This is a genomic window from Mycolicibacter heraklionensis (assembly GCF_019645815.1).
Lineage (GTDB): Bacteria > Actinomycetota > Actinomycetes > Mycobacteriales > Mycobacteriaceae > Mycobacterium > Mycobacterium heraklionense.
This window is the reverse complement of the sequence record NZ_CP080997.1, coordinates 743528-758030: the sequence shown is the minus strand read 5'-3', so window position 1 is coordinate 758030 and position 14503 is coordinate 743528. Positions and strand designations below refer to the sequence as shown.

Genomic DNA, 14503 nt, shown 5'->3' with positions numbered 1-14503 from the left:
GGCTGGCCGTGTACTACAAATTGGTAGTACCCTATGAGCATGTCTGAAGTGCCGGTACGCGAGCTGAACCAGAACACCGCCGGTGTACTGGCGCGGGTCAAGCGCGGCGAGCACCTGGAGATCACCGAGCGGGGAACGGTAGTCGCCCGCCTTGTCCCTGCCCAGGACAGTCCACTAGCCGAGATGATCAAGGCGGGGCAACTTCATCCGGCGACCGTCAGCGGGCCGGTGCCTCGCCCAACGGGTCCGGTTCGCACCGATCACGAGGCAGGGGATTTGCTCCGCGAGATGCGGGATGACGAGCGCTACTAATGCTGTATCTGGACACGTCGGCTCTGGTGAAGCTCGTCCGGCGTGAACCGGAGAGTGATGCGCTCGTCGACTGGCTTGCCGCACAGCAGCCAACGCCATGGGTGTCCTCAACGCTGATCGAGGCCGAACTGCCTCGCGCCATCCGGCGGGCGGAGCCGTCGTTGCTGGTCGATGTCCCGGCAACGCTGGCACGGGTCTCCCGCTACGAGGTGAACGAGGTGGTTCGGGCCGCCGCTGCTGCATTACCCGACCCGACGCTGCGATCCCTGGACGCCATCCATCTGGCGACCGGCCACGCGGTGTTCGGCGCCAGGCTGACGGCGTTCGTCGCCTACGACGGACGCCTGCTCGCGGCCGCCGAAGCCATCGGCCTGCCGACCGTTTCCCCGGGTCGCTAGTCGCCCGGATCTGTCACACCCCGGGCTTACCGTCGCGACCATGGGGAATCGCAAACAGTCGGGCAGCAACGGAACGGGCTTCGTCATTCTCGTGGTCATCGCGTTGCTGTGGTGGCTGCGCTGGCTCATTCTGGCCGGCGCCGTGATCACCTTGCTGGTGATCGTCACGCGCCGGCTGATGCGCAGTTACACCGCGTACCGCGCCGCCGAATGGACCCGGCTCAGCGAAATCCGCCGGCGCGCCGACGTTCAGAACGCCCAGGTGTTGCGCGGTGACCCGCGCGGGTTCTTCGGGCAGTACCCGCTGCCGGACCCGGAGCTGATTCCGCGCTGGTACCGGGCCGGTTAGGCACGTCGCCGACGGCGGGCCGCCGGGCCGGACCACGTGGACAGTTGCCCGCCTTTGCGCGACAACGTCACCCCAACCCGGCGCGTAATTGCACCCACCCCGCGACGCACTCGCGGTTGTCGCTCAAAGGTGGGCACCTCCCCCATCCCCGCCAACCAGTTATGGATGGGGCCGGTGGTGCGTCACACTGAGACCATGACGGAATCCGGAGACACCCGCGTCGCGGTCTACCTCGACTTCGACAACATCGTGATCTCCCGCTACGACCAGGTCAACGGGCGCAGTTCGTTTCAGAAGGACAAGGCCAAGGGCCTGGCCAAGAACCCGGAACGCCTCGCGCGGGCCACTGTCGACGTCGGGGCGATCATCGACTTCGCGTCGTCGTTCGGGACGCTGGTGCTCACCCGCGCCTACGCCGACTGGTCAGCCGAGGTCAACACCGGCTACCGCGCGCAACTGGTGGGACGGGCGGTCGACCTGGTGCAGTTGTTCCCGGCGGCCGCCTACGGCAAGAACGGCGCCGACATCCGGTTGGCCGTCGACGCGGTCGAGGACATGTTCCGGCTGCCGGATCTGACCCACGTGGTGATCGTGGCCGGCGACTCCGACTACATCCCGCTGGCGCAGCGCTGTAAACGCCTGGGCCGCTATGTCGTCGGGATCGGGGTTGCCGGATCGACCAGCCGCGCGCTGGCGGCGGCCTGCGACGACTTCGTCAGCTATGACGCACTGCCCGGAGTGCCGGTGTTCGAGCCCGCGCCGGCGGCCGCCGACGCAGACGCAGGACCGAAGCGGCGCACCCGCCAAACCAAAGAGGAGCCCGAGGAGCCGCCACAACCGGATCCGCAGGACACCGCCACCGGACTGCTCATCCGCGCCCTGAAGATCGGCCTGGAGAAAGACGACGTCGAGTGGCTGCACAACTCGTCGGTCAAGGCCCAGATGAAGCGCATGGACCCCTCCTTCAGCGAGAAAGCCCTGGGGTACAAGTCATTCAGCGACTTCCTGCGGTCCTACTCGGACCTGGTGGAGCTCGACGAGAGTTCGACGACGCGAATGGTGCGGTTGCGCACCTAGCGGCCGAGCTAGCCCTCCGCGGCCACCAACGATCGCAGCTGCACGTCGGGGTTGTCGCGTTGGAAACCCTGCAGGCGCCAAGCGTTGGAGAACAACACCAGGTGCACGCCGTCGGTGCGGGTTAACACTTCGGCCAACGACTGCTTGCTGACGAAGTCGACGTCGCCGGGATCCACGATGCGGGCGACCTGATACGGCAGCGGTTCCAGCGTGATCGGCGCGCCCATTTCGCTGGCCATCCGGTGTGCGGCCACCTCGAACTGCATTGGCCCGACCGCGGCAAGCACCGGCGCCTGCTCACCGCGGCGATCGGAGACCAGCACCTGCACCACGCCCTCCTGGTCCAACTGCTCGATGCCGCGGCGGAACTGCTTGTGCTTGCTGGGATCGACGTTGCGTGCCACGGAGAAATGCTCCGGCGAGAAGCTCGGGATCGGCGGGTACTGCACGGGCACATCGCAATACAGCGTGTCGCCCGGACGCAGGGCGGCGGCGTTGGCCAGCCCGATCACATCACCGGGCCACGCGGTGTCCAACGTGGAGCGCTGCTGGCCGAACACCGACTGGGCGTACTTGGTGACAAAGGGCTTGCCACTCGCGGCGTGGGTGAGGACATCGCCGCGCTCGAAGGTTCCCGAGTACACCCGCGCGAACGCGATGCGATCGCGATGGGCCGAGTCCATCCCGGCCTGCACCTTGAACACGAAAGCGCTGAACGGTGCGTCGGTGGCGCGCCGGGCCCCGTCGACGTCGAGCGCCCCGCTGGGCGCCGGCGCCAACTCGGTGAGCACGTCGAGAAGCTGGTTCACGCCGAAGTTCAGCGCCGCCGAGGTGAACAGCACCGGTGTCGCCGTGCAGTCGAGGAACGCCTCGCGGTCGAAGTCGGATCCGTCGGCGGACAGCAGCTCGCACTCTTCGACCGCGGTATCCCAGTCGGTACCGGCGGCGGCGTGCGCGTCGGCCGCGGCGATGTGCTCCTCGGGTGCCGCGGTGGCACCACCGGCGGTGCGGGTGAACCGGATGAAGTTTCCGGACCGGCGGTCGAGCACCCCGTTGAACTCTCCGGCGATGCCGACCGGCCAGGTCAGCGGGGTGGGGCGCAGCCCGATGCGGGTATGGATCTCGTCCATCAACTCCAGGGCATGCCGGCCGGGTCGGTCCCACTTGTTGATCACGGTGATGATCGGGATCCGACGATGACGGCACACCTGGAACAGCTTGAGGGTCTGCGGCTCAAGGCCTTTCGCGGCATCGATGAGCATGACGGCGGAGTCGACGGCGGTCAGCACCCGGTAGGTGTCTTCGGAGAAGTCGGCGTGGCCGGGAGTGTCGAGCAGGTTGATGACGCAGTCCTGCCCCTTGGCGGTGCGGTACGGGAACTGCAGGGCGGTCGACGTGATCGAGATGCCGCGGGCTTTCTCCATCTCCATCCAGTCCGACACGGTGGCACGACGACCGGACTTGCCGTGGACCGCGCCGGCTTCGGTGATGGCTTTGGCGTGCAGTACCAGCGCCTCGGTCAGGGTGGATTTGCCGGCGTCGGGATGGCTGATGACGGCGAAGGTTCGGCGGCGGCCCGCTTCGGAGGCGATCCGGCCCGTTTGCGCCGCGGCGGCGACCGTCGGCGAATCCAGGGCGTTGTCGGTCATTGCGTCAGCGAGTGTATGGGCGATCTTGCGCGAATCGGTAATCGGGCACTAGGCCCGATACCCTTCCGGCGTGACCGCGATCGACCCCGAAAGGCTTGCCACCTGCCTAGAGGTGCTCGCCGAGATTGATGCGCTGCCGGCTGAGCACCCCGATGCCGTTGCGGTGCGCCGAGCCACCGCGCGCATGTTCAAGGCCCTCAAGAAGGCCCGCCGGAACGCCAAACGCGACGCAGTGGCCGCCGCCGATCACGCCGTCATCGCCGCCACGGCCACCGGGGCGCCAGGCCGAATCGACGACGAGACGCAGGGCATTCCGCTGGTGTCTGCCACGGTCGGGGCGTCGGCAGGCACACTGCTGCGCTCGCAGGCCTGCTACATCTGCAAGGTCCACTACACGCAGGTGGACGCGTTCTATCACCAGCTCTGCCCGGGCTGCGCCGCGATGAGCCGGGCCAAGCGTGACGCTCGCACCGACTTGACCGGCCGCCGCGCCCTGCTCACCGGCGGGCGCGCCAAGATCGGCATGTACATCGCGCTGCGGCTGCTGCGCGACGGTGCACACACCACCATCACCACCCGGTTCCCCAACGATGCCGTGCGCCGCTTCGCCGCCATGCCCGATCACGCCGACTGGCTGCATCGACTGCAGGTGGTGGGTATCGACCTGCGCGACCCGGCACAGGTCGTCGCGCTGGCTGACACGGTGGCCGGCCAGGGCCCGTTGGACATCCTGATCAACAACGCGGCGCAGACGGTGCGGCGCGCACCCGGCTCGTATGCCGCCCTCATCGAGGCCGAGCGCACCCCCGCAGGCGAGCTGGTTGAGGTGATCACCTTCGACCACGTCAGCGACGCCCACCCGGCGGCTCTGGCCGGCAGCCTGGCCGAGCACCAGGAGCCGCACGCGCTGACCGAACTGGCCCTGACCGCCCGCAGCGCCTCCCCGCAACGGATCGCCGCCGGCGTCGCCATCGACGCGGGTGGGCTGTTGCCCGACACCGCCGCGGTGAACAGCTGGACCCAGCGGGTGCACGAAGTCGACGCCCTGGAGCTGCTCGAGGTGCAGCTGTGCAACCAAACCGCGCCGTTCATCCTGGTGAGCCGGCTGCGCCCGGCCATGGCGGCGGCTTCGGCCCGCCGTAAGTACGTGGTGAATGTGTCGGCGATGGAGGGCCAGTTCAGCCGCCGCTACAAGGGCCCGGGCCATCCACACACCAACATGGCCAAGGCCGCGCTGAATATGCTGACCCGCACCAGCGCAGCGGAGATGCTGGAGAACGACGGCATCCTGATGACCGCGGTGGACACCGGCTGGATCACCGATGAGCGCCCGCATCCCACCAAGTTGCGACTGGCCGAGGAGGGATTCCACGCCCCGTTGGATCTCGTGGACGGCGCCGCCCGGGTCTACGACCCGATCGTGCGCGGGGAGGCCGGCGAAGATCTGTACGGGTGTTTCCTCAAGGATTACGCGCCGAGTCCCTGGTAGCGCCGTCAATACAGCGGGCCGCCGCCGAACAGGGTGCGGTGTGAATCCGGCTGGTTTCCGTCGAGGTCGGTGATGCCGTAGTCGAGCGCGGTCTCGGCGGTGATCAGGGTGTGCCCGCTGCGGGAACCGATGTCCGGGTCGTCCGCCAGGGCGGCGATGACGCGGCCGATGAACTCCGGGGTTTCGGCGTTGGCCAGTGGAAAGCCCTGGAAGTTGTCCAGGCCGCGATCCATGAAGCCCTGCATGACTTCGTTTTTCACCAGGCCCGGCCACAGCGACACCGCGCTCACCCCGGTACCGGTCAGTTCGACCGCCATGTCGGCGGCCATCTTGTCCAGCCCTGCCTTGGAAATGCCGTAGAGCACCGAGTGCAGGTGCCCCCGCGCCCCGAACGAGGAGATGTTGGCGATCAGACCGGCACCACGGGCCACCATCAGCTGCGCGGCGTGCACCGAGGCGACGTAGTGGGCGCGCAGGCCCACCCCGATCAGGGTGTCCCAGTCGGAAAGCGGCCGCTGCCAGAACTTCTCGGTGAACCCGGCGAAGCCCTTGGGCGCCGCCCAGACGTTGTTGACCAGTAGATCCAGCCGGCCGTCCTGCTCGTCGGCGACGCGGGCGAACAGCGCGGCGATCTGCTCGTCGTCGCGGTGGTCGCACTGCACGGGTATGCCACGCCCACCGCGCTCGGTGATCAGTCGGGCGGTCTCATCCAGCGGCCTGTCGGCGCCGACTTCGCCGCGGGCGGTGACGTAGACGGTCCAGCCGTGCGAGCCGAGCGCCAGGGCAATGCCCTTGCCGACGCTGCGGCTGGCGCCGGTCACCAGGGCGATCCGTGTGCTCATCTCAGATCTCCACGAGGGTGTCGTCGCCGAGCGGCCGGGTGATCACCCAGAGCTGCCGGAAGTGGCTGCGGGCCATTTTCCAGGCCCCGTCCTCGATCACGTAGTCGTCGTCGTACTCGCCGGTGAGCAGGCGTTCGGTGCGCTCGATCATGTTGAGCTGGCGAAACTTCAGCGTCCAGCGTCCGGTGGCCGTGCCGGGTCCGGTGATGGTGATATCGGGGTGCATGCCGTGGTGCATATCGAGGATCACCGGTTTGCCGTCCACGGTGTGCAGCGCGATGCGGGTGAACACCGCTGCGATCTGGTCGGCGTCGTCGAACCCGCCCAGGGGTCCGTAATGAATGTCGGCCCCGCGATTGATGAAGCAGGCCCGGAAGGTTTCGGGGTCTTTGGCGTCACACGCCCGGAAATAGCGGTGCTTGAGGGCTTTGATCGCCTCGATCTGTTCGAGGGCTTCCAGTCGCTCTTCGACGGTCATCGTCTCGACGATAGTGGGGGCTATCCGCCGACGGTGATCAGCATCGTGAACGTGCGGGTGCTCTGGCCAACGGTGGTCGTCAAGGCCAGTCGATGGCTTCCCGTGGGCACCGATGGGGCCACCGTGACCTCGAGGCGCTGATGCGCGGCTCCGTCGGCATCGAACCTGCCCGAAACCGGCACCACCGCGATCCTGCCGTCGGCGGAGGTGCCGGTGATCATGTAGTCGTCGGGGCCGGCGCTCAGTCGTTGCGCATCGAATGTGACGGTCGCCGAGCCGCCGGGGGTGATCTCGGCGACCGCCGGTGTGACGTTGACGGCCACGGCCTGACCACCCGCGCCGAACGACGGCGGCGCCGCGGATTCCGCGCTGCCCCACTGCATGTTCGGCTTGCGTGACAGGGTGAAGACGAGCTGGCCGCCGGTGCGGATGACGGACTCCGGAAGCGAGGTCTGCTCGGTGGGCCGGCCGTCAACCGTCAGCCCGTCGATATAACGCAACCGGTGCCATCCGGAAGCGCCGGGCGCGCTGATCCGGATGGATTTGCCGCGCGCCAAAGCGATTTCGGCCGCTTCGAACAACGGGGTGTTGACGGTCAGGATCGCGGTTCCCGGGATGGCCGGGTACAGGCCCAGCGCGGACCAGACATACCAGCTGGCCATCGCGCCGAGGTCGTCGTTGCCGGGTACGCCGTTGGGGGTGGGGCCGAACAGTTCGCTGCGGATCCGGTCGACCAGCCGCTGCGTCTTCCACGGTTGGCCGAGGTAGTTGTACAGCCAGGGCACGCCCAGGCCCACTTCGTTGCCGGCCCACAGGTAGGGCTGGTTGGGGCCCACGTTGAGTTTTTTGGTGAACCGATCGAGCCGGTCGATCGCCGCCCCGCGACCGCCGAGCGCGGTGACCAGGCCGGCGACGTTGTGCGGTACGTACCACAGGTATTGCTCGGCGTTGCCCTCGTCGTATCCGAGCTGACCGAAGCAACGCGGGTCGGGTTCGACGAACCCGGGTCCGTCGGGAAAGAAGCCGGCCGCGTCGCGGGGCGAGAGGTAGCCGGTGGTGGGGTTGAACAGGTTCTGCCAGTACTGCGCCCTCGGCTGGAATTGCGCGGCGGTATCGCTTTGGCCGAGCGCGTCGGCGAAGCGGGCGATGGCGAAGTCGTCGACCGACCACTCCAGGGTGATCGATGCGCTGGGAATCGAAGGCCCCCTGCAGGATCCACCGGCCTGCGGCAGATACCCGCGTTCCAGATAGCTGCCCAGGCCCGGACGCTCGACGTAGCCGTCGCGGCCCACCCCGCCGGTGGTCGCGCCCGAGACCATGTAGTGCAGCGCCCGTGTCGTATCGAACTCCCTGGCGCCGAATGCGTACAGGTTCACGATCAACGGCACCACGCTGTCGCCGGTCATCTGGGCGGTGGCGGCGTTGGCCAGTGCCCACCGCGGAAACGCCCCGGCGTGTTCGGCGTCGTTGACCAGCGACTGCGCCATGTCCGAGGCACGCTGCGGCACCAGCAATCCATGCAGCGCGGCCAAGCCGCGATAGGTGTCCCAGTCGGAGAAGTTCGCATACTGGGTGTGCCCGTCGGGCAGCGTGTGGATGGCGTTGTCGAAGCCGAGGTAGCGGCCGTCGACGTCGTTGAACGTATTCGGGTGCAGCAGAGCGTGATACAGCGCGGTATAGAACGTCGTCAGGTCACGGCGGTCGCGGCCGGCCACGCGGATCTGCGACAGCGCGGTGTTCCACTCGCGTTCGGATGCGTCGCGCACGTCGTCGAAACCCGCTTTGCCTTCGGCGGCCAGGTTCGCCCGCGCACCGTCGATGCTCACGTAGGACAGCGCGGTCTGTACTTCGACCACCGATCCGGGCGGAAACTGCACGTACCCGCCGCTGTCGCCGATGTAGCTGGAGTAGGCGCCGCGGGTGCCCGGATAGACCGAGTACCCGTCCCAGGTGCCGTAGGCGGTGAACGGGCGATTGAACTTCATCGCGAAATACACCGTGTAGGTGTTGTTTTTGCCGCAGAACCCGCCGCTGGCCGCCATTCCGGTGATGGTGGTGTTGTCGTCTCCGATCTGGATCGTCGCCGCCGAGTTGCCTGCCAGCGATGCACTCGGGCGCACATAGAACAGCGCCGGCCCGCCGTTGCGCGGGTAGTGGAACCGGCCGACGCCGGTGCGGGTGGTGGCGGTCAGTTCAGCGGTCACGCCGGTCTCGGGGAAGCGGACGGTGTAGTAGCCGGGCTTGCCGCTCTCGGTGCGGTCGTGGGCGATCTTCTCGGTGACTTCCCATGGCCGCGAGCCAATCTCGGTGGTGGTGGGCAGCATCGAGATGTCCCCGAAGGCCGCACAACCCACCGAGGCGTGGGTGACGCTGAATCCGGTGGCCTGGTCGACGCCGTGGTCATATCCGGCGTAGGTGCCGACGGTATCGGGCGAGTACTGCACCATGCCGAACGGCACTGAGGTGCCGGGGAAATTGTTGATCTCCCCGACGACCCTGCCGCCGGTTCCGGTACCGATCAGGGTGTCGACGTAGTCGACCGGATGGGTCACGAACGCCGGCCGGTATTCGTAGGACGTGTTCGGGGCCGCGACTAGCCCGACGACCAGCAGTGCCGAGGCCAGCAGCACCAGCATGGCCTGTCGGGAGCGCATAGCTGTGCTCTACTACACCCCCGGCGTTCCAGCAAGCGTTTTCGCCTCCTGCGGTGCGGACCGGCGTGCCGCGGGGTTCCAACCGACGTAGCTCAGGTACAGCCCCAACAGCGCGATGCCCACGTAAAGGACACGCCACCAGGTGATTGCGCCGGCCGTGTTGTCGGGAATCGACATCAGGGTGTCGGGGAACATGATCAGGAAGAACCCTTTGACGGCGACCAGCCAGCCCACCACCGAGATGATGATGGCCAGGGCGCCTCGCCAATACGGGTGCAGGCCGATCACCACAAGACCGATCAGCAGCGCGAACGCCCCGGCCGTCCACGTCCGCAGCGGCTCGGCGGAGAACTGCGAGAGGTGCTGCCACAGCTCCGGGGCGCGGACCGCCGCGCCGCCGTCGAGGACGACGATGAAGGGCCCCATCACCCGGGCAAACATCCGCGTGGCGGCCTGCGATTGTTCTGACGTGCTCATTGCGCTTTCCTTCCCTGACCGCTGGACCGGGACAGCGGTCTAGCTGATATCCAGCTGACCACCGCCGCTCGGTGCGGGGCAGGGTCGGTAGTCCCCGGCGAGTCAGCCATGGGTCACTTATTGCGGCGGGAAGACGTACGCGAGAAGGCGGCCACGGCAGTTCGCCGTGGCGCGCGCTATGGCAGGCGAATCAGCAGATTTGGCCGGCGAAGAACGCCGCCGACACCAAACCGACGCACAACGCCAAGGTGGCGTGGCCCATCATGCCGGCGCCGACGGTCGCGGTGGCGGCCGTGACGCCCAAACCGGTCAAGAACGCTGTCATTGCCATCTCTCCTGTGGTGCGCATCACATCGGGGTTTCCAACGTGGTCTACACCACATCATATCTCTAAGGGAAATGCCAGTCCCATCCAATTCACCGGAAAGTCGCGGTTTAGTGGAGCTCGGCGACGTGAGCGACCGGTGAGAGTGGTGGGGGTACCGGTGGCGGGCGGAGTGAATTGCGGTGTGAGTGAGGTCGTCGCCTGTGGATGGACGGACGTTTCCGACCGCAGCGTCGGCGTACGCTGCCACCATGCCGCCGAAGGATCTGGAGTCACGGGTCACCGCCCTGGAGGCGCAGGTGGGTGAGTTGCATCGCCGAGTCAGCGCCAGCGAACGCGACGCCGCCGCAGCCCGGGTGCTCGCCGGTGGCGCTGATCGCGACGTCGGTGAGATCCGCGGTGAAATCCGTGACTTTCGCCGGGCCACCATCGGAAGCTTCAACGCGTTGCGTCAGGACATGGTCGACGGTTTTCGACGGGTCGACGAACGGTTCGCGCAGATCGACGAGCGGTTCACGCAAATCGACGAGCGGTTCGCGCAGATCGACGGAACGTTCGGGCAGGTCGCTACCGGCTTCGCCGAGATGCGCGCCAGGTTCGACATGACCGCGGCCGGACAGCAGCGCATCGCCGAGCTGATCCAGACCGTCATCGACGCCCAAGGCGGCAACGGCTCGGGCTGACAGCGCTGCCCGAGGCTCGCCGGCCCTAAGGTGTCAACCGTGACCGATTCCCCCGACGCGGTGCGGGCCCTCGCGGCGATCCTGACCGAACACGGTCCACTGGGAGCCGAGGACATCGCCCAGCGGCTGCGTGCGGGTGGTCAACGCCTGAGGGTTTCCCGGACGCTTCCAGGTGCTCCGCGAGCCTGTCCCCAACTCGTTCCCGCTGTCGAAGCGCAGGACAAGCAGCTCCAGGAGCCGGCCGCGCGGATCGAAACCCAGCCGCAGTTCGCGGGGAAGCCGGCTGGCGCGAGCATCTCCCCAGCCGGCTTCGACTTCGCTCGTTGGGATTTCGAACGCAAGTGTGTGCGACTGGCCACGCGCTACCGCCTGGACACCAACGATCGGCCGTTCTAGGGACTTCCGGCCCTGCCGGCGACGCGACCGGACGCGCGATAGTGGTACTACGCGTTACAGATAAGCCGGAGGCCGCCATGTCGCAGCGACTGAGCATCCTGGACACCGCGTTCCTGCACGCCGAGGACACCGACGCGCACACGCGACTGGGCATCGGCGGGCTGGCGATCCTGGAGGGCCCGATGCCCGACCACGCGCCGCTGATATCGACGCTGGCCGAGCGGATCGCGTACTGCCCCCGGTTCTCGCAGCGGTTGCGCAGCCAGCTCTTCGACCTGAGCGCACCGGAGTGGGTTGACGACGACAAGTTCGACCTGTCCTATCACGTTCGGCGCGTGGCGGTCCCGGGCTCCGGCAGCGACGAGGACCTGTTCCGGCTGGTGGCCGACGTGATGTCCTGGCGGTTGGACCACGACCGCCCGCTGTGGGAGATCTGGCTGATCGGCGGGTTGACCGACCACCGGTGGGCAATGCTGGTGAAGGTCCATCCGTGCCTGGCCGATGCCGTTGCGACCGTGCATATCCTGACCGGTCTGTCCGATGACGGCTTGGCGGACAGCGCCGCCCTTGACCGCTGCGTGAGCCGCCACCCCGCGGGCAGCGCCCTGGTGACGTCGCCGCCGCAGAACCTGCAGCCGGACCCGCGCCCCAGCCCGTGGCTGGCCGCACTGCGGGCACCGGCGCGGCTCGCCGACGACGCCCTGGCCGCTGCCCGCGGGGTGTTGCTAGGCTCCAGCGAATTTGCGGCCGGCCTGCAGCGGCCGCCGTCGTCGCTGAACGGCCCCGTCACCTCGCGGCGGCGCTACACCGCGGCGCGGGTCGCACTCGACGATGTCAATCAGATCTGCCGGACGTTCCACGTGACCGTCGACGATGTCGCGCTGGCCGCACTCACCGAGAGCTACCGCGACATGCTGCTGCGCCGGGGTGAGCAGCCCCACGCCCAGTCGCTGCGCGCCCTGGTACCCAGCGGCGGCGCAGCCCTGCTGCCCTATCTACCGGTACACGAGGACAATCCGGTGCTGCGGCTGCGGCTGGTGCATGCCCGGATGGCGCAAAAGAAGGCCGGCGGCGAGGTCGATAGTTTGGTCGCCGCGGCCGCGCGGGCGCTGCCGTTCCCGGTCACGGCATGGGCACTGGGGCTGCTGTCCCGGCTGCCGCAGCGCAGCGTGGCCACCATGACGGTGAACGTCTCGGGTCCGCGCACGGCCCTGCAGGTGTTGGGCTGCAACGTCATTGATGTGCTACCCATTCCGCCGATCGCGATCCAGTTGCGGACTGCCGCAGCCGTGCTGAACTACGCCGACAAGCTGTTCTTCGGGTTCCTCACCGACTTCGAAGCCGTCCCGGACGCCGACGAACTGGCCCGCGGGGTGGAATCCGCGGTGACCCGGCTGTTGGAGTGCAGCAAGCGCCGGCGGGGACGAGACCGTCGCGGATTGGCGCTGGTGGTCACCGCGTGAGGGTGGGTCCGGCGCTATCAGCGTGGCGGCTCATATGCGCTCAATCGCACCCGGGTCAAAGCGCATGACCCGAGTCGCAGTGGAACGCGCCCAAGCGCTACGCCGAAGAGTTCCGCCGCAAGGTGCCCGGTCTGGTCACGCGAATGCGCCGGTCAGGAAGGTTCAGCCACCTCGATCCGGATAACCGCTTCCGCCTACAGCTCGGTAACACGCCCGCCCTCGACCCGCCAAGTGCGGTCCAACCGGACGTTCTGCAACATCCGGCGGTCGTGGGTCACCAACAACAGCGCACCGTTGTAGGTTTCCAGCGCCTGTTCGAGCTGTTCGATGGCGGGCAGATCGAGATGGTTGGTCGGTTCGTCGAGGACCAGCACGTTCGTTCCGCAGGCTTGCAGCAACGCCAGGCCAGCGCGGGTGCGCTCCCCGGGCGAAAGGTCATCGACCGCGCGCTCCACATGGTCGGCGGTCAGCCCGAACTTCGCCAGCAGGGTTCGCACGTCGGCGGTCGACCAGTCCGGCACCCGCTGCTCGAAGCGATCGACCAGACGGGCGGGGCCGGTGAAATCGGCGCGCGCCTGGTCGATTTCACCGATAGCGACGCTGGCGCCCAAACTTGCGCGGCCCGCGTCGGGCTGCTGACGGCCGAGCAACAGCCGCAGCAACGTCGACTTTCCCGCCCCGTTGGGGCCCACAATGCCGATCCGCTCGCCGGCATCCACCTGTAGAGACACCGGTCCGAGGACGAAATCGCCTTGCCGCACTACGGCATTGTCGAGTGTCGCCACCACCGAACTCGACCGTGGCGCAGCGCCGATGCTGAACTGCAGGGTCCATTCCTTGCGGGGTTCGACGACCTCCTCGAGGCGGGCGATGCGGCTCTCCATCTGACGCACCTTCTGCGCCTGTTTCTCACTGGAGTCCGTCGCGGCACGGCGCCGATTCTTGTCGTTGTCCGGCGCCTTGCGCATCGCATTGCGGACGCCCTGACTGGACCACTCCCGCTGCGTGCGGGCGCGAGCGACCAAGTCGGCCTTCTTTTCGGCGAACTCCTCGTACTGCTCACGCCGGTGTCGGCGGTTGATCTCCCGTTCCTCGAGATAGCTGTCGTATCCGCCGCCGAAGACGGTCGTGGTGTTCTGAGCCAGATCCAATTCCAGGACACGAGTGACGCTGCGGGCCAGGAACTCCCGGTCGTGGCTGACCAGCACCACCCCGCCCCGAAGTTCACGGACGAACTGCTCCAGCCGGGCCAGCCCGTCCAGGTCGAGGTCGTTGGTCGGCTCGTCGAGCAGGACGATGTCGAACCGCGACAGCATCAGTGCGGCCAGGCCTACCCGGGCGGCCTGTCCGCCCGACAGTCCGGTCATGAACGTCGACCCGGGCTGCACCGCCTCGGAGTCCAGTCCCAGGTCGGCCAGCACCGCGGGCATCCGGTCGTCGAGGTCGGCCGCACCGGTGGCCAGCCAGTGATCGAGCGCCGCCGAGTAGGTCTCGGGCGGATCGGTACCCGCGGGAGCCTGATCCGGGTCGGCCAGGGCGGCGGCCGCGGCGTCCATGGCCTGCGCGGCCTGAGCGCAGCCGGTCCGGCGAGCGATATAGGCCCCGACGGTCTCGCCTTCCGCCCGCTCGTGCTCCTGCGGCAGCCAGCCGACGAACGCATCGGCCGGGGCGATGTTGACCGCGCCGTCGAGCGGCTCCAGATCGCCGGCCAGGATCCGCAACAGGGTGCTCTTGCCGGCACCGTTGACACCCACGACGCCGATGACGTCGCCCGGTGCCACGGTTAGGTCAACGCCCTCGAACAGGGTGCGGTGCGCGAAGCCGCCGGCGATGTTCTTGGCGACGAGTGTTGCGGTCATCGGTACATGGTCGCAGGGGAGGAGGGGTATGGGGAGCGCGGGAAGGCGCTGC

At 67.9% G+C, this 14503-nt stretch carries 14 protein-coding genes and 1 pseudogene; 7 read left to right on the top strand and 8 right to left on the bottom strand.

The window, feature by feature from the left end; all coding sequences use genetic code 11:
* Positions 1 to 39: 39 nt before the first annotated feature.
* From K3U94_RS03595 to K3U94_RS03580, 4 genes are all read left to right on the top strand, one after another.
* Entirely contained in the window at positions 40 to 312 is a 273-nt protein-coding gene (locus tag K3U94_RS03595) for a type II toxin-antitoxin system Phd/YefM family antitoxin (RefSeq protein WP_220695604.1), read from the top strand.
* Complete coding sequence (locus tag K3U94_RS03590) at positions 312 to 710, top strand: type II toxin-antitoxin system VapC family toxin (protein ID WP_220695603.1); 399 nt, start codon at positions 312 to 314, stop codon at positions 708 to 710. The genes K3U94_RS03595 and K3U94_RS03590 overlap by 1 nt, the downstream gene beginning before the upstream one ends.
* A 40-nt stretch (positions 711 to 750) precedes the next feature.
* Positions 751 to 1059 (top strand): hypothetical protein, encoded by a 309-nt coding sequence (locus K3U94_RS03585; protein ID WP_220695602.1) that lies wholly within the window; start codon positions 751 to 753, stop codon positions 1057 to 1059.
* 195 nt (positions 1060 to 1254) lie between these two features.
* The gene (locus K3U94_RS03580) at positions 1255 to 2136 is read left to right on the top strand and encodes an NYN domain-containing protein (RefSeq protein ID WP_047320927.1); all 882 of its coding nucleotides are present in this window, start codon (positions 1255 to 1257) and stop codon (positions 2134 to 2136) included.
* Between the two features lie 8 nt (positions 2137 to 2144).
* Here K3U94_RS03580 and K3U94_RS03575 read toward each other — a convergent pair whose 3' ends face one another.
* Positions 2145 to 3785 (bottom strand): peptide chain release factor 3, encoded by a 1641-nt coding sequence (locus tag K3U94_RS03575; protein ID WP_220695601.1) that lies wholly within the window; start codon positions 3783 to 3785, stop codon positions 2145 to 2147.
* 70 nt (positions 3786 to 3855) lie between these two features.
* Here K3U94_RS03575 and K3U94_RS03570 point away from each other — a divergent pair, with 70 nt between their 5' ends.
* A complete protein-coding gene (locus tag K3U94_RS03570; protein WP_220695600.1) occupies positions 3856 to 5274 on the top strand; it encodes an SDR family oxidoreductase in 1419 nt (472 codons plus the stop codon).
* A 5-nt stretch (positions 5275 to 5279) separates the two neighbouring features.
* Here K3U94_RS03570 and K3U94_RS03565 read toward each other — a convergent pair whose 3' ends face one another.
* The 5 genes from K3U94_RS03565 to K3U94_RS24045 all read right to left on the bottom strand — a co-directional run bounded on the left by K3U94_RS03565 (position 5280) and on the right by K3U94_RS24045 (position 10050).
* Positions 5280 to 6116: an SDR family NAD(P)-dependent oxidoreductase gene (locus K3U94_RS03565; RefSeq protein ID WP_220695599.1), complete on the bottom strand. Its 837-nt coding sequence runs from the start codon at positions 6114 to 6116 to the stop codon at positions 5280 to 5282.
* A 1-nt stretch (position 6117) separates the two neighbouring features.
* A complete protein-coding gene (locus K3U94_RS03560; RefSeq protein WP_220695598.1) occupies positions 6118 to 6594 on the bottom strand; it encodes a nuclear transport factor 2 family protein in 477 nt (158 codons plus the stop codon).
* Positions 6595 to 6614: 20 nt separating this feature from the next.
* Positions 6615 to 9248: a GH92 family glycosyl hydrolase gene (locus tag K3U94_RS03555; protein ID WP_220695597.1), complete on the bottom strand. Its 2634-nt coding sequence runs from the start codon at positions 9246 to 9248 to the stop codon at positions 6615 to 6617.
* A gap of 12 nt (positions 9249 to 9260) precedes the next feature.
* The gene (locus tag K3U94_RS03550; protein WP_220695596.1) at positions 9261 to 9725 is read right to left on the bottom strand and encodes a hypothetical protein; all 465 of its coding nucleotides are present in this window, start codon (positions 9723 to 9725) and stop codon (positions 9261 to 9263) included.
* Between the two features lie 190 nt (positions 9726 to 9915).
* The gene (locus tag K3U94_RS24045; protein WP_267878343.1) at positions 9916 to 10050 is read right to left on the bottom strand and encodes a hypothetical protein; all 135 of its coding nucleotides are present in this window, start codon (positions 10048 to 10050) and stop codon (positions 9916 to 9918) included.
* A 251-nt stretch (positions 10051 to 10301) separates the two neighbouring features.
* On the opposite strand from K3U94_RS24045, the gene K3U94_RS03545 reads away from it, so the two are divergent.
* Entirely contained in the window at positions 10302 to 10733 is a 432-nt protein-coding gene (locus K3U94_RS03545; RefSeq protein ID WP_220695595.1) for a hypothetical protein, read from the top strand.
* A 192-nt stretch (positions 10734 to 10925) separates the two neighbouring features.
* Here the strand turns inward: K3U94_RS03545 and K3U94_RS23510 are convergent.
* A pseudogene (locus tag K3U94_RS23510) lies at positions 10926 to 11006 on the bottom strand (toxin); the annotation flags it as partial.
* A gap of 200 nt (positions 11007 to 11206) precedes the next feature.
* Between K3U94_RS23510 and K3U94_RS03535 the strand changes: the two are divergent.
* Entirely contained in the window at positions 11207 to 12592 is a 1386-nt protein-coding gene (locus tag K3U94_RS03535; protein WP_220695593.1) for a wax ester/triacylglycerol synthase family O-acyltransferase, read from the top strand.
* 194 nt (positions 12593 to 12786) lie between these two features.
* Here the strand turns inward: K3U94_RS03535 and abc-f are convergent, their stop codons facing one another.
* Positions 12787 to 14451 carry a ribosomal protection-like ABC-F family protein gene (gene abc-f, locus K3U94_RS03530; RefSeq protein ID WP_220695592.1) on the bottom strand — a complete coding sequence of 555 codons (1665 nt, stop codon included), beginning with the start codon at positions 14449 to 14451 and terminating at the stop codon, positions 12787 to 12789.
* Between the last annotated feature and the right edge of the window lie 52 nt (positions 14452 to 14503).